This window comes from Aquiluna sp. (assembly GCF_965064355.1).
The window spans coordinates 13,069-30,453 of the sequence record NZ_CBCHRQ010000005.1; the positions used below are offsets into that span (position 1 = coordinate 13,069).

At 52.7% G+C, this 17,385-nt stretch carries 17 protein-coding genes and 1 tRNA gene; 4 read left to right on the plus strand and 14 right to left on the minus strand.

Going from position 1 to position 17,385, the window contains the following annotated elements; translation table 11 throughout:
* Nucleotides 1-54: 54 nt before the first annotated feature.
* From AC128V_RS01080 to rsmI, 10 genes are all read right to left on the minus strand, one after another.
* Nucleotides 55-1,269 (minus strand): APC family permease, encoded by a 1,215-nt coding sequence (locus AC128V_RS01080; RefSeq protein WP_482762832.1) that lies wholly within the window; start codon nt 1,267-1,269, stop codon nt 55-57.
* A gap of 9 nt (nt 1,270-1,278) precedes the next feature.
* Entirely contained in the window at nt 1,279-2,253 is a 975-nt protein-coding gene (locus AC128V_RS01085; RefSeq protein WP_482762833.1) for a ribose-phosphate diphosphokinase, read from the minus strand.
* Nucleotides 2,243-3,664: a bifunctional UDP-N-acetylglucosamine diphosphorylase/glucosamine-1-phosphate N-acetyltransferase GlmU gene (glmU, locus tag AC128V_RS01090; RefSeq protein WP_482762834.1), complete on the minus strand. Its 1,422-nt coding sequence runs from the start codon at nt 3,662-3,664 to the stop codon at nt 2,243-2,245. Before glmU ends, AC128V_RS01085 begins: the two co-directional genes overlap by 11 nt.
* A gap of 21 nt (nt 3,665-3,685) precedes the next feature.
* Nucleotides 3,686-3,757: transfer RNA gene (locus AC128V_RS01095), tRNA-Gln, on the minus strand.
* Between the two features lie 42 nt (nt 3,758-3,799).
* Complete coding sequence (locus AC128V_RS01100) at nt 3,800-5,578, minus strand: ABC-F family ATP-binding cassette domain-containing protein (protein WP_482762835.1); 1,779 nt, start codon at nt 5,576-5,578, stop codon at nt 3,800-3,802.
* Nucleotides 5,578-6,432: a 4-(cytidine 5'-diphospho)-2-C-methyl-D-erythritol kinase gene (gene ispE, locus AC128V_RS01105; RefSeq protein ID WP_482762836.1), complete on the minus strand. Its 855-nt coding sequence runs from the start codon at nt 6,430-6,432 to the stop codon at nt 5,578-5,580. The genes AC128V_RS01100 and ispE overlap by 1 nt, the downstream gene beginning before the upstream one ends.
* On the minus strand, nt 6,429-7,247 hold the full coding sequence (rsmA, locus tag AC128V_RS01110; RefSeq protein ID WP_482762837.1) for a 16S rRNA (adenine(1518)-N(6)/adenine(1519)-N(6))-dimethyltransferase RsmA: 819 nt from the start codon (nt 7,245-7,247) through the stop codon (nt 6,429-6,431). The genes ispE and rsmA overlap by 4 nt, the downstream gene beginning before the upstream one ends.
* The gene (locus AC128V_RS01115; RefSeq protein WP_482762838.1) at nt 7,247-8,143 is read right to left on the minus strand and encodes a TatD family hydrolase; all 897 of its coding nucleotides are present in this window, start codon (nt 8,141-8,143) and stop codon (nt 7,247-7,249) included. The genes rsmA and AC128V_RS01115 overlap by 1 nt, the downstream gene beginning before the upstream one ends.
* Nucleotides 8,140-9,708, minus strand: coding sequence for a methionine--tRNA ligase (metG, locus tag AC128V_RS01120; protein WP_482762839.1), 1,569 nt, complete (start codon nt 9,706-9,708; stop codon nt 8,140-8,142). Before metG ends, AC128V_RS01115 begins: the two co-directional genes overlap by 4 nt.
* 10 nt (nt 9,709-9,718) lie before the next feature.
* Entirely contained in the window at nt 9,719-10,537 is an 819-nt protein-coding gene (gene rsmI / locus AC128V_RS01125) for a 16S rRNA (cytidine(1402)-2'-O)-methyltransferase (RefSeq protein WP_482762840.1), read from the minus strand.
* A gap of 23 nt (nt 10,538-10,560) precedes the next feature.
* Between rsmI and AC128V_RS01130 the strand changes: the two genes are divergently transcribed.
* Nucleotides 10,561-12,027: a dolichyl-phosphate-mannose--protein mannosyltransferase gene (locus AC128V_RS01130; RefSeq protein WP_482762841.1), complete on the plus strand. Its 1,467-nt coding sequence runs from the start codon at nt 10,561-10,563 to the stop codon at nt 12,025-12,027.
* An 8-nt stretch (nt 12,028-12,035) separates the two neighbouring features.
* Nucleotides 12,036-13,184, plus strand: coding sequence for an MFS transporter (locus AC128V_RS01135; RefSeq protein ID WP_482762842.1), 1,149 nt, complete (start codon nt 12,036-12,038; stop codon nt 13,182-13,184).
* A 2-nt stretch (nt 13,185-13,186) separates the two neighbouring features.
* On the opposite strand, the gene AC128V_RS01140 is transcribed toward AC128V_RS01135, so the two are convergent.
* Nucleotides 13,187-14,185, minus strand: coding sequence for a TerC/Alx family metal homeostasis membrane protein (locus AC128V_RS01140; protein WP_482762843.1), 999 nt, complete (start codon nt 14,183-14,185; stop codon nt 13,187-13,189).
* Nucleotides 14,186-14,258: 73 nt separating this feature from the next.
* Between AC128V_RS01140 and AC128V_RS01145 the strand changes: the two genes are divergently transcribed.
* Entirely contained in the window at nt 14,259-15,143 is an 885-nt protein-coding gene (locus AC128V_RS01145; protein WP_482762844.1) for a TIGR01777 family oxidoreductase, read from the plus strand.
* On the opposite strand, the gene AC128V_RS01150 is transcribed toward AC128V_RS01145, so the two are convergent.
* Genes AC128V_RS01150 through AC128V_RS01160 form a run of 3 tightly spaced genes read right to left on the minus strand, consistent with a single transcriptional unit; the run spans nt 15,144 to nt 16,819 of the window.
* Nucleotides 15,144-15,557: a hypothetical protein gene (locus tag AC128V_RS01150; protein ID WP_482762845.1), complete on the minus strand. Its 414-nt coding sequence runs from the start codon at nt 15,555-15,557 to the stop codon at nt 15,144-15,146.
* 45 nt (nt 15,558-15,602) lie between these two features.
* Nucleotides 15,603-16,196, minus strand: a complete 594-nt coding sequence (locus AC128V_RS01155; protein WP_482762846.1) for a hypothetical protein — start codon at nt 16,194-16,196, stop codon at nt 15,603-15,605.
* Nucleotides 16,197-16,231: 35 nt separating this feature from the next.
* Complete coding sequence (locus AC128V_RS01160) at nt 16,232-16,819, minus strand: GNAT family N-acetyltransferase (RefSeq protein ID WP_482762847.1); 588 nt, start codon at nt 16,817-16,819, stop codon at nt 16,232-16,234.
* Between the two features lie 18 nt (nt 16,820-16,837).
* On the opposite strand from AC128V_RS01160, the gene AC128V_RS01165 reads away from it, so the two are divergent.
* On the plus strand, nt 16,838-17,380 hold the full coding sequence (locus AC128V_RS01165; RefSeq protein ID WP_482762848.1) for a 5-formyltetrahydrofolate cyclo-ligase: 543 nt from the start codon (nt 16,838-16,840) through the stop codon (nt 17,378-17,380).
* The last annotated feature ends 5 nt before the right edge of the window (nt 17,381-17,385 follow it).

Consider the following 17,385-nt stretch of genomic DNA (forward strand, 5'->3'; position numbering starts at 1 on the left):
GCACCCCGTCGATTACGGATACTTTGTATCCCTCGCCGCTGTTCGACCCAAAGCTTAGCGGCTTGTACCTAGCTTTGCCAAGGCCAGTCGAAGGACAAAGAGTGCTGCCATACCAATCGACCCGACCAAAATGGCCGAAAACGGCACAGAGACTGCCAGTGCCAGGCAAGCTATAAGGCCCAAAACATTGAGCCACTTTGGCCTATTGGCATCAGCCTTAGGCTGCATATATGCGGCCCAGTTAGCGATGGCGTAGTAAATCAGAACACAGAAAGAGGAGAGACTGACAACGAATTCGACGCTGTTTGTCAGAACCAGCAGCGATCCAATCAGGGCAATTATTGACTCCGCGAGCCATGGCACACCGTATGAGTTTCGTCGAACCAAAGACCTAGGTAGTTCGCCATCCTCGGCCATAGTGCTGGCAGTTCTACCAAGTCCTGCAAGTAGGGCCAGCAGTGAGCCTAAAGATGCGGAAGCGGCAAATATCCAGACCACTTTGCCATCGACTCCAGGTAAAACCAGCGTTGTCAACTCGGCAATCGCGGTTAGGTCACCGGACAAACCTCGCCCGAGCTGCATCGGAAGCACAATGGCTAGCGCCAGATAAATCAAAACCACAATACCGAGCGAGATTCGGATCGCCTTTGGAATGGCAACGGCCGAGTTTGCCACTTCGTTTCCCAGCGTTGCAACCCTTGCGTAACCCGCGAAAGCGAAGAAAATCATTGCGGCAGCAGTCAGCAGCCCAAGCGGTTCAGGCGTCAAGGGATCCACTGCTGCGGCAGGAGTGAGGCTTGCTGCCAGTATCACCACTGCCAAAAAACCAATGGTAATTAGGGCAAGTATTTTGGAACCTAGGGCCGTTCGAGTGATGCCAAAAATGTTCAGTGTGGTCATTGTCACTAACGCCGCAATGGCCGTGATTGTCGCCGCACCCGGTGTCAAAAAAGTGGCAAAGGTCAAAGCAATTGCCGCCGTTGAGCCTAGTTTTCCAACCAGGAATGCTGCCCCGGCAATAAATCCCACCTGGTTGGAAATGTAATGCCTGGCGTATGCATAAGCACCACCTGAACGGGTTACCGTTCTCGCAAGCTGGGAGATTGACATCGCGTTGAGGTAAGCAATTGCCGCCGCAATCAAAACAGCTATTGGAAGTAATGATCCCGCGTAGCTAGTGGCAGGCCCAAAGACAACAAACACCCCGGCACCAAGCATTGAGGCTAAGCCAACATAAGTCGCTTGAGTTGTGGAAAGTTGCGACTTCACTTTTTAGGACTAAGCGTGACCTGGGAAGAGTGAGTTGACTGAGTCGTCATAGAACACCGCAGCAATTGCCTTTGAAATCAGCGGTGCAATTGAGAGCACAGTCAAAGTTGCAAATTCCTTGTCCGGGGTAATTGGCAGGGTGTTGGTAACCACCACTGAGTCAATAACCGGATCACTTAGTCGCTCAACCGCAGGGTGAGAGAAAACACCGTGGGTGGCAGCAACGATAACTCGCTTTGCACCATTTGCCTTGAGCGCTTTGGCTGCGGCCAAGATGGTGCCACCGGTGTCGATCATGTCGTCAACCAATAGGCAGTCTCGACCTGCAACAGCACCAACAATTTCATTTACCTGAACCTGGTTAGGGCGATCTGGATCGCGACGCTTGTGCACAATCGCAAGCGGAGTGCCAAGGCGGTCTGCCCAAATATCTGCCACGCGAACGCGTCCTGAGTCAGGGGAAACTACGGTCAGGTTCTCGGTGCCAAAAGTTTCTGCAATGTGATCGGCCAAAAGCGGCAGGGCCCACAGGTGGTCTACCGGTCCATCAAAGAAACCCTGAATCTGTGGTGAGTGAAGGTCTACCGACATGATGCGGGTAGCGCCAGCTGCCTTGAACATATCGGTCACTAGACGAGCGGAGATTGGCTCACGTCCCTTGTGCTTTTTGTCCTGACGGGCGTAAGGGAAAAATGGCGCAACCACGGTGATGCGCTTAGCGCTAGCGCGCTTCATGGCGTCGACCATCAAAAGCTGTTCCATGAGCCAGTGGTTGATTGGTGCTGGGTGAGCTTGGATGATGAAGGCATCAACGCCGCGAACGCTTCGTTCGTAGCGGACAAAGGTCTCACCATTGGCAAAGTCGTAGGCGGTGACCGGCACTAGCTCGGTCTGCAAGATCTCCGCAACCTCTTGAGCAAGCGCTTGATGCGCTCTTCCGGATGCGATGACTAGTTGCTTACTTGCTGCCTTTTCAACTGGCATCGCTGCTCCTTTTTGCTGCCTCTGCTGATTTCGAGCCAGGACGCTTGTCCAAAACCCAGCCAGCCAGATTCTTTTGCGGTGTTGTGTTCAATGCTAACGCTCCAGGCTCGACATCCCGGCGGATTGTGGAACCAGCTGCGGTGTAAGCGCCATCGCCGATAACAATTGGAGCAACGAAGACGTTGCCACTGCCAGTTTTGGCGTATGCACCGATGACTGTGCGGTGCTTTTCAATGCCGTCGTAGTTAGCAAAGATGGTGCCGGCACCAATGTTGCTGCCCTCGCCGATCTCGGCATCGCCAACATACGAAAGATGTGGGACTTTTGCCCCAGCACCAATCTTGGCGTTCTTGGTCTCGACAAAGGTACCGATCTTGCCGTCTTGGCCAAGGTGAGTTCCTGGTCGAAGATAGGCGAACGGGCCAACACTTGCTCCGCTATCAATCTTCGAGGATGCTCCTTGGGTGCGGCTGATGGTCACATTTGAACCGACCTCGATATCGGTCAGGTCAGTATCCGGGCCAATAATCGAACCCTCACCAATCGAGGTGAAGCCATGCAATCTGGTGCTCGGCAACAGGGTTACGTCTTTGGCTAGCTGGACAGTTACATCGATCCAAGTGGTTGCAGGCTCCTGGATGGTCACACCGGCATACTGCCAAGCGCGAACGATCCTGGCGTTTAGCTCGCTTGCGACTTCGCCAAGCTGAGCGCGGTCATTGATGCCAGCCACCAGCCAGTTGTCTGAAATTGGGTGAGCGGAAACCTTTTGTCCCTGCTCCAGCATTAGAGCTGCAACATCGGTGAGGTACTTCTCTTTTTGAGAATTCTCCAAAGTCACCTTTGAAAGTGCAGTCTTTAGGTGGCCTGCATCAAAGATGTAGACGCCGGCATTGATCTCGTTGATTTCGAGCTGCTCGCTTGTGGCGTCCTTTTGCTCAACGATTCCGACAAAGTTCTCGCGTGATCGAACAATTCGGCCATAGCCGTTCGCATCTGCCATCACGGCGGAAATTAGAGTTCCGGAATTCTCGCTTCCGCGGTGAATCTCGAGCAGTTGTTCGATGCTTGCAACATCCAACAGCGGCACATCGCCTGACAAGACAACAACATCGCCTTTAAAGTACTTAGGTAACTGCTCTAGCGCTGCTTCAACGGCTCGGCCGGTGCCAGGCACAGCATCCTGCAGGGCAACCGAAGTAGTTGGGTAAAAGGCTTTTACGTAGTTTTCGATTCGTTCGCGCTCGTGCCTGAGAACCGCAACCACGTGGTCAGCTCCAAGCGAGTGAGCGGTTGAGAGAACGTGCCCGATTAGCGGGAGGCCTGCTATTTCGTGCAGCACTTTTGGAGTCGCGCTTTTCATGCGCGTGCCTTCTCCGGCTGCTAGCACTACGACTGCGAGCTGACGCATGGTCCTCCAAATCAGTTGCCGCTCCGCCCCTAGGATTCGAACCTAGACCGGACGCCTCCAAAGAGCGCCGTGCTGCCGTTACACCAGAGCGGAACGAGGTTTGCACCTCGGCGATAAGTCTGCCAGATAGATTGGCTAGAGCTGAAGTTTCTCCAAAGTCTCTAGCCACAAAGTTTCAAATTCCCCGAGCTGCCGAGTTAGTTCACGCTGTCGGTCAGCCAATTTCAATAGCAGCTCGTAATCGGACTGATCGGCAGTTGCGAGTTGGAGCGCAATTGCTTCCAGTTCTTGGTTGCCTTTTGCCATAGCCCGTTCTAGACGGGCAGATTCCTTCTCGAGATTGCGCTTTTCCGCTCCCGATAAAGCCGACTGAGGTTTTGCGGCGACAACCGCCTGCGCTTCTGGCTGGGCCTTGCGAAGCTGCAGGAATTGCTCGACACCCTTTGGTAGGTGACGAAGTTTGCCATCCCCCAAAAGTGCAAACTGCTGGTCGGTAACTCGTTCGAGCAAGTAGCGGTCGTGGCTAACCACGATCAATGTGCCGGGCCAGGTGTCAAGAAGGTCTTCCATCGCTGCCAGCATGTCGGTATCAAGGTCGTTGGTTGGCTCATCCAAAATCAAAACGTTTGGCTCGGTAAACAAAAGTCGCAGAAGCTGAAAGCGACGTCTTTGACCACCCGAGAGTTCAGAAATTGGAGTCTGAAGCTGAGCGGAATCAAATCCAAGCTGCTCAACCAGCTGACCGGTGCCAACTTCTTTCTTACCAACGGTGAAGGTGGTTTTTTCTCGCTTGATCATTGCGAAAATGCGATCATCGGCAAACTCATCCAGCTCACGAACATCCTGACTCAGGGTCGCAAACTTCACAGTCTTGCCAATTTTGATGCGACCAGAGCTTGGCATAAGTTCGCCGGTCATCAACTGCAGCAAGGTGGTCTTGCCGGCGCCATTGGCACCTAGTAAACCGATGCGGTCACCAGGCCCTAAACGCCAGGTGACATCTTTCAGGATCGGCTTACCATCTTCGGTTTGGTAGCTCACATCCTCAAAATCCACCACATCTTTACCTAGGCGCTGGGTGGCCAATTTACTTAGCTCAAGCTGATCTCTAGGTGGTGGTTCGTTAGCAATCAAATTCAAAGCCGCATCAATGCGGAACTTTGGCTTTGCAGTTCTAGCTGGCGCTCCCCTACCTAACCAAGCAAGCTCCTTGCGAAGTAGATTCTGTCTTCTTGCTTCACTTGATGCAGCTTGGCGATTTCGCTCGGCTCGCTGTAAAACGTAGGCGGCGTATCCGCCATCAAATGGTTCAATCTTTCCGCCGTATACCTCCCAGGTGAGGTTACATACCGCATCCAGGAACCAACGGTCGTGGGTTACTACCAGCAAGCCACCGGCAGTCTTGGACCAGCGGTTTCTAAGGTGCTCGGCAAGCCATGCCACACCCTCAACATCCAGGTGGTTGGTCGGCTCATCAAGCATGACGATGTCATAGTCACCAGCCAATAACGCAGCTAGTGCCACCCTTCGGCGTTGGCCTCCCGAAAGTGTCCCAACCTGCTGACTCCAGTCCAAATCTCCAAGGAGTCCCTGAAGCACATCTCTGATCTTGGGGTCGGTAGCCCACTCGTGCTCCGGACCCTCTCCGACCACGGCCTGACCAATACTGAGTGAGTTGTCAATCTTGTCCACCTGGGTCAGGTAACCAACCCGCAGTGATCCGCGATAGGTAACACGACCAGAATCCGGCTCTAACTGCTTGGAGAGAATCTTTAGTAGCGTCGACTTACCATCACCGTTGCGACCAACAATTCCGATTCGGTCGCCCTCGTTGACCCCGACCGTGATGCCATCAAACACCTGCTTGGTTGGAAACTCGAGGTCGATTTGCTCTGCGCCCAGAAGATGAGCCATTAGATAAGCCTGCTGCCTGCTCTACTTGGGTGAGCAATTACCGCTTGGAATCCTGCGGCACGAATGTTCTCTGCACACACCTCAGCCGCCTTGTCATCAGCCGCCAAGTACCAAAGCGTTGGACCAGATCCGGAGAGCATTCCTGGACCGCAACCAAGATCCTTTAGGGCAAGATCCGCAAGTTCGGGCAAGAGACTAAAAGCAGCCTTAGTTAGAGAGTTTTTTCCTAGCCAAGCGGTCTCGGTTTCAAAGCTTGGGATGTGCAAAACCTCACCGAGGTCAAGACGATCGAATTCTTGAAATACGGATTTTGTCGAAAGGGGCTTGTTGCTAATCAGCAGGACGATTGGTTCTGAAACGACAGCCGGGTGAGCGGCAAGTTCAATCCCGGTATCACTGCCAAGTGCTGTGCCGCCCAAGATTGCGAATGGCACATCTGCGCCAATGCCGCCGCCAACCTTCATCAACTCAGCCTGGTCAAGACCTAGACCCCAGGCTTCATTTAGCGCTACCAGTGCCGCAGCCGCATCGGCAGAGCCACCAGCCATGCCACCTGCCACCGGCACCTGCTTTTGAATCTCAAATTGCATCGGCTGTGGATTCTCAATGCCAGCAAATTTTGCCAAGGTTTTTGCGGCTTTGACTACCAGGTTGGATTCATCGAGCGGGATTTCCCCAAGGTTTGGAAGATCTGAAACAACTCGAACTTCCCAAGCACCGCTTGGTTCAACACCAACGCGCTCCTGCAGATCCAGGGCCTGGTAGAGGCTAACGACCGGGTGATAGCCATCTGGCTGAAGGTCTCCAACCTGGAAATACAAGTTGACCTTGCCTTGCGCTGAAGCCCAAATCACTTTGCACTCGCAATCGCGATGAACTGCTCAATGTTTAGCTGCTCGCCCCTGGCCTGTGGGTCGACACCAGCGCGGATCAGTATTTCCTCGGCTTGCGAGGCGGAGCCAGCCCAACCGGCAAGTGCTTGGCGAAGGGTTTTACGTCGCTGCAAAAATGCCTGATCGATAGCGGTAAATGTGGGCTGCTGGAGCGCTGGATCGCGTTCAATGGTTCTTTGGAAATACACCAGTGCGCTGTCTACTCCCGGCACCGGCCAAAAGATGTTTCTGCCGATATTGCCGGCCAGACGTGCAGGGCCATACCAAGCCATCTTGAGTGATGGCACGCCATATTCCTTGCTGTTTGGTGCCGCTGCCAAACGATGAGCAACCTCGGCCTGCACCATCACCAATCCCTTTTGAATCGATGGGAACTGGCTCATAAAGTGAAGTAGCACCGGAACCGAAATGTTGTATGGCAAATTCGCAACCAGAGCAGTTGGAGCACCCGGTAGTTCTTTGACCTTCAGAGCATCTGCAACTACTAGTTCAAGCTCTTTATTTGGCGCGTGCTTTGCAATTGTGCTTGGTAGCTCTTCGGCCAATCGCTGATCAATCTCGACTGCAATTACCTTTGGCACGATTTCTAGAATTCCAAGGGTTAGTGAACCAAGCCCCGGACCAATTTCAACTACTAGGTCATCGCTACTTAGCTCCGCCGCCGAGACGATTCTGCGGATGGTGTTTGGGTCGATGACAAAATTCTGACCCAACTTTTTGGTTGGGCGAATATCTAATTTCTCCGCCAGCTGACGAATCTCACCTGCGCCCAGCATTAGCTGAGACCCTCAGACCAAAGCCCATACACCCGCTCGGTATTGGCATTTAGTTGCAGCGCAGTTTTTGACTCGTCCCAACCCAAAAGTGAGGCCATGTAGCGAAGCGTATGAGGAACTAGGTAGGGGGCGTTTGGTCTGCCGCGCATTGGCTCCGGGGTCAAAAATGGTGCATCGGTTTCAATAAGCAGTAGCTCAGGTGAAACGGCTAGCAACGAATCCCTTAGGTGCTGATTCTTCTTGAAGGTGACATTGCCGGCGAAAGACAAATACCAACCGTTTTGCTGGCAGATTTCAGCCAGCTCAAGATCACCTGAGTAGCAGTGGAAAACCACTTTCTCGGGAGCTCCCACTCGCTTTAGGGTTTCTACAACCTCGCCGTGAGCTTCGCGGTCGTGAATCATCAGCGCAAGATCGTTCTCTTTGGCAATCGCAATGTGCTGCTCGAATGAGTAGGCCTGGGCCGCAAGTTCTGCATCGCCCTGAGTTCTAAAAAAATCTAGGCCGGTTTCACCAACTGCGCGGACCCTAGGAAGCTTTGCCAGCTTTGCGATACCGGCAATGGCGTCATCTAATTCTTTGCGAGTTTGGTAAAGCGGTGCTTCATTTGGGTGAAGCGCAACCGCAGCCAAAAGCATTGGTTCTGACTTTGCAACCTCGGCCGACCAAAACGAACTTTCAAGAGTGACGCCAACCTGAACAGCTCCCAGCATGTTTACCTGGCGCATACGCTCTAGGTGTTCGACGACTGACATTGGGTGCTCGCCGTCGGCAATCTCTAGGTGGGTGTGGTTGTCGTAAGTGCCAACCTCAAGCGGTGCGGGTAAATCGGGGTATTTAACCGGACGGTTATCTAAACCGTCATAAGAGTTTCTGGTGCGAATCGGTTCGCTCATTGTTCCTCTACGCGAGGGAACAAAACCTCTAGCTCACCTAGCTTGGTGCCGGCTGGAAGAACTCCCCAAGTCGCCTGTTGAATCCGCTGCTGGGAAAGCTCACCAAGGCTGGTGCCAATCGAAACCCAAAGCTTTTGAGCAGCCTTAGGAACTATTGGGTTTAGCAATACCGCAAGTAGGCGAAGACCCTCGGCGGTTGTGTAAAGCACGGTTGCCAAACGATCGCGATCAGCTTCGTCCTTGGCCAATACCCAGGGAGCCTGAACGGTGATGTAGTTATTTAACTCATCAACCAATGTCCAGACCTTGGCAATCGCCTCGTGAATAGCAACCTTGTCGATAGCCGCATTTGCGCCATCAACTGCCTCCTGGGCCACCTTCTGAATAGCCATGTCCGCTTCTTGGTAGTCGCTTGGTGCAGGCACAACCCCATCAAAGTACTTATTGATCATCGCGATTACTCGCGAGGCAAGGTTTCCAAAACCATTTGCGAGCTCCGAGTTGTATCGAGCACTTAAGTCTTCCCAACTGAACGAGCCGTCAGAACCAAAACCAATTGCCTTCATGAAGTAGTAGCGGAAGGCATCGGAGCCAAAGATGTCGGTAATTTGAGTCGGCGCGATGCCGGTGAGTTTGGACTTTGACATTTTCTCGCCGCCGACCAAAAGCCAACCGTGGCCAAAGACCTGCTTGGCTGGAGGAAGACCCGCAGCCATCAGCATTGCCGGCCAGATAACTGCGTGGAAGCGAAGAATGTCTTTTCCAACCACCTGGACATCGGCTGGCCAGAGCGAGTTGAGCTTGTCCTCGTCAGAGCCGTAACCAATGGCTGTGATGTAATTCAAAAGCGCATCGAACCAAACGTAGGTGATGTGCTGGTCGTCCCAAGGAATATCAATTCCCCAGTCAAATCTTTCCTTGGATCTTGAAATCGAAAGGTCGCTAAGTCCTGAGCGCACAAACGAGACAACCTCGTTCTTAGCGCTTTCTGGCTGAATGAAAGTTGGGTTTGCCTCATAGTGCGCCAGCAGTCGGTCTTGGAATTCACTCAGCTTGAAAAAGTAGTTGGTCTCGTTTAGTTGTTCTACCGGTTTGGAGTGAATGGCACAGACTTTTTGGTCTGAGAAATCTCCAGTGCCATCAATCAAATCTGATTCGTTTTTGTATTCTTCACAGCCAACGCAGTAATTGCCCTGGAACGAACCCTGATAGATAAAACCGGTGTCATAAAGCTTTTGCAGGAACAGCTGCACTGCCTTCTCGTGGCGAGGCTCGGTAGTTCTAATGAAGTCTTGGTTATCGATGTCGATGGTTTCCAAAAGTGGCAACCAAGACTCTGTCACCAACTTGTCAGTCCAGCTCTTCGGGTCGGTGTTGTTTCCCAGTGCCGTGCGCAAAACCTTCTCACCGTGCTCATCAGTTCCGGTGAGCAGGAATGAATTCTCACCTCTGGAGCGATGCCATCTGGTCAGCACATCCGAGGCCACCTCGGTATAGGCGTGGCCAATGTGAGGGGCATCGTTCACGTAGAAGATGGGGGTGGTTACATAAAAGGACTTGGACACCCTTGATATCTTAGGGTTTGTGCAAAAGCGCTTCAGCGTAAATTGCGCTCTTTGACGCACCGCTAGCTTCTGCAAGGTCCGCGCAAGCCTGCTTTAGGCCCATTCCGGAGGCTGCTAGAGCCAAGGCTTTCAATCCAAGATCTGCAATGTCAAAGGTTTTTGGAGCAGCGCCGGCGATTATCAAAACCATTTCACCTTTGGGTGAGCCGGCAGCCCAGGTAATTAGATCGGCGAGAGTTCCGCGCTCAGTGTGCTCGAACTTCTTTGTGAGCTCTCGTGAAACTGTTCCGAGACGCTCTTCCCCAAACACCGATGCCGCATCCACCAGTGACTCGTGAATTCGATGCGGGGCTTCAAAAAACACCATCGTGCGAGCTTCATCTTTGAGGCTGGTAAATACCCTGACGCGCTCGCCTTGCTTTCTAGGAAGAAATCCCTCGAAGCTAAATCGGTCGGTTGGCAACCCGGAGACAGCGAGCGCCGAGATAACTGCAGATGGTCCCGGGATTGCGATGATCTCGATTCCGGCCTGAGCGCAATCGCGAACCAATTGGTAGCCGGGGTCAGAAATCGTAGGCATTCCGGCATCAGAGACCACCAATAGATCGTGATCTCTGGCAACCTCAACCAAAAGCGCAGTTCGCTCAAGGTCACTGTGTTCGTGAAGGCTGTAGAGCCTGGCGTGCAGCCGGATTCCAAGTCCGGAGGCCAACTGCTTGAGGGTTCTGGTGTCCTCGGCTGCGATGTGTTCGCTGGTTGTCAGCACATTCTTCAGACGCTGGGATGCGTCGGAGAGATTACCGATTGGGGTGGCAGCAAGAATCAACACGCTAAGCAAACTAGCATCTAAGGGTGATTTACGGGCTGCTTACCTTAACCAAACGTGCAGCTGCTAGCCGTTGGTTTTATCCGATCAGCACCCTGCTGATTACCGCGCTGGGGGCGTTGCTGAGATTTGGAAACCTGGCAAACCCGCAGCTTTTGGTTTTCGATGAGACCTACTACGTCAAAGACGCTTACACCCTCGGTCTTTTTGGGCATGAAAAGCAGTGGCCAGATGGCGCGAATGGCGCCTTTGAATCTGGCGATGTATCCGGCTATCTGCAAGATGGTGCTTATGTCGTTCACCCGCCGGTGGGTAAATGGATCATTTGGCTGGGCATGCAGCTATTTGGAGCAGATTCGAGTTTTGGCTGGAGATTCTCAGTTGCCTTGCTAGGCACCCTCGCGATTCCATTGATTATCGCTGCGGCAAGGCTATTGATCGGCAATCGAGTCTTTGCTGCCCTTACGGGATTGTTCTTAGCAATCGAGGGTCAATCGATTGTGATGTCCAGGACTTCAATCCTCGATGGAATCTTGGCGTTTTTCGTCCTGCTGGCTTTCTATTTCTTGCTTCGAGACCGGGCGGCCGTCTCTCGAAGATTGAATCAAGCCGCGCTAATGAAGCGGGACTTTGGTTTTTCTCCAAGACCTTGGCTTTGGGCAATGGCACTGACGCTGGGGGTGGCTTGCTCGGTGAAATGGTCTGGGCTTTATTTCCTCGCCGCCTTTGGGATCTACAGCTTTATCGCTGACTGGATTTCAAGACAACGACTGGGACTCAAGGTAATGCCGGCGGTGTTGCAAGCCGCCCTGAATGCAATTTCCATGCTGGTTATAGCTATAGGCACTTATATCGCTAGCTGGTCCGGTTGGATTTTGAGCCAAGGCGGATGGGGCCGAGAGGCAAATGAAAACTGGCTTATCGCACTATGGGATTACCACACCAATGCCTACAGCTTTCACACCGGCCTAAGTGCGGAGCACCCATACGCCGCTAATGCACTGCAGTGGCTTTTGAATATTCGACCCACTGCTTTCTACTTCGATAGCTTCACTGGGGAGAACTGCGGCCTGCTAGAAAGCTGCAGCATCGCCATTACACCACTGCCGCACCCACTGATTTGGCTCACTGCCGTACTGGCCATGATTTGGGTGGGCGTGCGCTTTGTGAAAAGGGCGGATATTGCCGCAGGGGCGATCTTTATTGCTTTCCTTGCAGGTTGGGCTCCTTGGCTGATCTACCTCAGCCGCACCACCTTCCAGTTCTATGCGGTGGTCTTCACGCCGTTTTTGCTATTGGCGCTCAGTTTTGCCCTGCACAGTTTCTGGCGCAAAGGCGTGGTGCTGAGAAGGGCTGCGGAACGCGAATGGGCGATAACTCTCTTCGTAGTGGTAACTTTGGTGCTGGCAGCATTCTTCGCATCCCTTTGGATGGGATTGCCGGTCCCCTACTGGTACTGGCGAATACAAATGTGGCTGCCTTCTTGGATTTAGGTGATTAAGTGGCCCTGGGTATTTCCGCGCTAAAAGCGGCTCCTGAAGCAATTGCGGTTTTGATTTCGCAATTATTCGCACGGTTCCCATTCGGGATGCTCAGCATCGCATTTGTGATTCACATTCAAGCCATAACCGGCTCTTACGCAATTGCTGGAATTGCCCTGGGTGCTGAGACCATTGGCGCAAGCATCTCCGGCCCGCTGTTGGCAAGGTGGATGGCAGATTTTGGAATGCGAAGAGTGATCATCATCAGCACATCGACCTCGGTCGCTGCGCTGATTAGCTTGGCATTTGTCCCTCCGGAAGCGCTTTGGTTAGTTGCACTTTCGTTTCTCGTTGGCCTTGCATCCCCGCCTATCCAGCCAGCGGCAAGATCTATTTACCCGCAGGTGACACCAAAGAAGTTGATGCCAGCGCTTTACTCACTTGATGCCACAGCCCAGGAGATCATTTGGGTGCTTGGACCGCTGGTCGCAACCTTGGTGGCAGCAAGCTTTGGCAACGTACCAATGCTCTTCACCGTCGCTTTGATTCAAGTTTTCGGCACGATCTGGTTCCTGCTGAATAAGTCCGTTGGCTCGGTCAAGATCCCAAAGAATACGAATGCCCTCGGTAAAGCACTGCGAAACCCAAGGGTTGCCGCTGTGACAGTGCTGGGACTGTTGTTTGTCGGCTCCTTTGCTGGCGTCGAGGTTGGGTCGGTAGCGTTGTTTGGCAAGACTCTGGCTGGCTTGATGTTTGCGGTCTTCTCACTGGGTTCGATCTTTGGTGGTTTGCTAATTGCTCCAAGGTTCAAAGGTCCACACGCACTTACCGTGTTCATAGTGATTTCCCTGGTTGGTTATTCAGCCTTTTTGATTGCACCGGAAAATCCAGTCTGGGCAGCAGTTAGCCTGTTTATCGCCGGGCTTGGGGTTGCACCAGCGCTTGGAACGCTCGCGCTAATGATTGCCACTGGCACCTCTTGGAGCGAGACCGTTGAGGCTTACGGTTGGACTACCGCGGGTCAGCTGGTTGGATTCTCCGCCGGAAGCGCTCTAGCAGGCATTGCGATTGATATCGTCGACCCAATAGCCGCGCTACTGGTTTCAGTGGTCTTCAGCGTTTTCACGCTGATCGCATCGCTTCTGATTACCAGAGGCACAAAGAATTAGCGCTAGGACTTCTTCTTAGCGTTTTTGCCCGTTACGGCAAGCGACCAAATGGTTGTGATCACCAGGGTGATGATGATGACCGCGAGCGATAGCTCGGTGGAAATCTCAGGAATGATCTCAACGTGCTTGCCTCCGTTGATAAATGGCAGCTCGTTCTTGTGAAGAGCGTGCACAACCAACTTCACACCAATCCAAGCCAAGATGATGCTTAGACCGATTGATAGGTACTTCAAGCGCTCCATTAGGCCACCAAGCAAGAAGTAGAGCTGGCGCAGTCCCAAAAGCGCAAAGGCGTTTGCCACAAACACGATGTATGGCTCATTGGTAAGTCCGTATACCGCCGGGATCGAATCAAGTGCAAACAGGATGTCGGTAAATCCGATTGAGATCATGACTAACAAAAGCGGGGTGTATACCCACTTGCCATTTTGCTTGATGCGGTACTTGTCGTCGTGATACTCGGTGGTAGTTGGAATGAATTTAGAAACAAACTTGGTCATTCCACCGGGTTCGTTGTTGCCTTTTTCGCCCTTGTGGAAGGTTTCGATGACCAGCTTGATGGCGGTAAAGATCAAGAAAGCGCCAAAGACGTAGAACGCCCAGCTAAAACGCTCGATAAACGCAGCACCAAGAATGATGAAGATGAAGCGAAGAATCAGCGCAATCGCGATACCAATCAGTAGCACCTGGCTACGCAGGCGCTTTGGCACAGCGAACTGAGTGAAGATGATCAAAAAGACGAAGATGTTGTCCACCGACAAGCTGTATTCGGTGACCCAGCCGGCTATGTATTCCGCCGCGTACTGCGGACCCCAAGCACCACCGACAACGAAGGTGAATAGCAGGGCTAACGAGATGTAGACGCTCACCTGAATCGCAGACTCGCGGAAGGTGGGCTCGTGAGGACGGCGAAGCTGGACAACAAAGTCTGTGACCAAAATAACGCCTAGAACGGCGATTGTGACGGCCCATACCCAGAGCTCTACCTGCATTATTCCCATTCCAATTCCGCGACAGCGGAATAATCGTCCGACACCAATTGTAAGTATTAATACGAGATTGCGAGGTAGTTCAGTGAAAGTCCTGATTTCTGGAGCATCCGGCCTAATTGGCACCGAATTAAACCTGCAACTAAAGGCCCAAGGCCACCAAGTTGTGAGGCTGGTGCGACGCCCAGCACGCTCTCAAGAGGAGCTTTCCTGGAGCCCAGGAGTGGCCCCGCTGGACCCAGCTGCTCTTTCAGATATCGACGCCGTTATAAACCTGGCCGGCGCGACCACAGGCAAAATTCCTTGGACCAAAAAGTATGAAAAAGAATTAATCGCCTCCAGGCTCGAATCCACCAAAACCCTTGTGGACGCCATTAATGCCTGCCCTAATCCACCACAGGTTTTGATATCGGGATCGGCCTCTGGCATCTACGGTGACCAGGGGGATCAGTGGTTGGACGAGTCATCTCCTAAGGGAGAGGGATTTCTAGCCGATCTCGCCTACCAGTGGGAAGAGTCAGCCAAGCTGGCGAGGACGCGCGTTGTGCTGGTTAGGACAACCATGGTTATGAGTAAGAAGCTCGGTGCCCTGGGAAAACTCTTGCCGCTTATCAAACTCGGAATTGGTGGAGCGCTTGGCTCAGGTCGGCAGTGGTGGGCTTGGATCTCACTTGAAGACGAGGCCCGGGCCATCATTCACCTCATCGAAAACGAAACCGCATCAGGTGCCTACAACCTGACCGCGCCTGAACCTGCGACTTGTGAGCAGATCATCAAGGAGCTGGGGCGTCAACTTCACCGACCTACGCTGATCAAAGTTCCGGCATTTGCCATGAGGCTGTTGATTGGCAAAGCAGCCGATGAACTTTTGCTCTGCTCACAGAAAATGAAATCCCACCGACTCGAGAAGACGGGGTTTGTTTTCAAACACCCGACCCTCACCGAATCGGTGGGATACGTTCTGAACTAATTACTTAGCTGCAGGCTTTCTAGCCGCTGGCTTCTTTGCAGCAGGCTTCTTTGCTGCAGTGGTGGTCTTTGCAGTAGCTGGCTTGGCAGCTGGCTTCTTAGCTGCAGTGGTGGTCTTTGCAGCAACAGGCTTCTTAGCTACAGGCTTTCTAGCCGCTGGCTTCTTAGCTGCAGTGGTGGTCTTCTTCTTTGCAGCAGAAGCACCCTTTGCAACAGCCTTGGCTGCCTTCTCTACCTCTGATAGAGCCTCAGCAGCAAACTTAGTGCCGGCCTTACGTGCATCGTCAGCTGCCTTGTTCGCGGCCTTACCGGCCTCGTCTGCAAGAATGCCAGCTTCCTTTACGGTTACCGCAGAAGTCTTTTGAAAAAATCTCTTTACGTCGTCTAATAGTCCCATTGTTTTTACGCGCTCCATTTGTCTTTGTTTGAGGGATAACTGCGTTTTAGCTTAACGCCAGAATTAGATTGCGCGGCGTCTTGCGAGTATCGCGTCTAATTCTTTACTTTGCAAAATATTTGCAGGGCGTTGAATCTCAACTACATCTGCCAGGTTGTTTACTAGCTCTCCAACCTTTGGTTGGTTCAGCGGGGCAGGAATTGGGTTTGGTGCCCAATCGCGATTTTCAATAAGCGGTCGCTTTGCAGAGGCTTTCTTTCGGACCTCTTGGCGAGTGCGGTGAAGTTTAGAAGCGAGAGATGCGGCCTGAACCGAAGCCGCCCTTGAAACCAAGATGCTCAAAAGCGCAAGAATTCCAATCGCTGCAGAAAGCGCCCACCAGCCGGCATTTGTTGTTGCCGCTATGGCCGCAGAGATACTGCCGATAAGGAACATCGCAAATAACACTGAGAAAAATCTTTGGGTGTTGACTAGGCGATTTAGCTTCTCATCCGATGTCATCGGCAACTTGGCCTGGGCAACTTTTACGTCCCGCTTTACGATGCTCGAGTTAGCTTTGAGTTCAGATCGCTTAGAAAATCCTGGGACAAAAATCGCCAGCCAGACAATGGCCGCAACCACAAAAGTGATTCCGCCCAAGCCCACCGAATTTTCCATATCTTCAAGATATGCGTAGGCGTTCCTAAAAGGCGTTATTCAGCGCGCGTGTTCGCCAGTCGGTTCAACATCGAGCCAATTCTTTCCTCCGAGGTGATGGCAAAAATCTTGTGATCACGCCATGCGCCATCGATGTGGATAAAACGTTCTTTTAGTCCCTCTTGCCTCAAACCTAATTTTTCGACCACCCGAAGGCTTGCTAGGTTCTCGGGCCGGATATCGATTTCTACTCGATGCAGGCCAATGTCATCCATCAAAAAATCAATCGCTAGTGCGACGGCAGCTGGCATGATGTTTTGCCCGGCGGTGGATTTTGCGATCCAGTAACCGATGGTTGCCGAAGAAACTGAACCGTGCTGAACATTGGCCACATTGAGTTGACCGACGACCAAGCCATCTTTCAGAATCACAAACCCGTACCCGGTGCCACGTTTGGCCTGCGCTCTCAGGCTGGAAATCATCCAGCGGGCATTCACCAGGGTTCTAAGCCCAGGTGCGGTTGCCTCCCAAGGTTCTAGCCAATCGCGGTCTTGGGTCAAAAGGTGCTGCAAGCGCCAGTAATCTCTTCGTCCGACTAGGCGCAGCGCAATTGCTCCGTGGGCGATTGGGCGAAATGGGTTCACGCTGGCAAGATTACCTCTATGGAATCCCCTGAGAGCAAATCTGAGATCAGACAGCGCTGCCTGGCGGCTCGACCTCAGTCCTCAGAGGGACTTGCTGCCAACCTGGTGCGTCTGGCCCTAGAGCTCAATGCCAACGTTGTAGCGAGCTATCAGCCACTTGCAAATGAGCCCGATGTAGCGGAGTTCAATAACTGGGTGGTGGCCATGGGCAAGACCTTGCTGTTGCCAAGAATCTCAGGCAAAGAATTGGTATTTGCAACTGGCGAATTGGAGTCGGGCAGCCATGGCATTTTGGAGCCGCAGGGCGATGCTCAAGAGATTTCCGAGTGTGAACTAATCCTTGTTCCAGCTCTCGCTGTGGATGGCGTCGGCAACAGACTTGGCAAGGGCATGGGCTACTACGACCGAGCGCTCCGCTTAGTTACGGGCATTCCTCGTTACGCGGTGGTGTTTGACTCAGAGGTTTTGCCGACCGTTCCAGCAGAAGAACACGATGTTTGGGTGACCGGTGCTGTTACGCCAACAGCAATCCACCACTTTCGCGCATCCGCAATCGGTTAAAATCT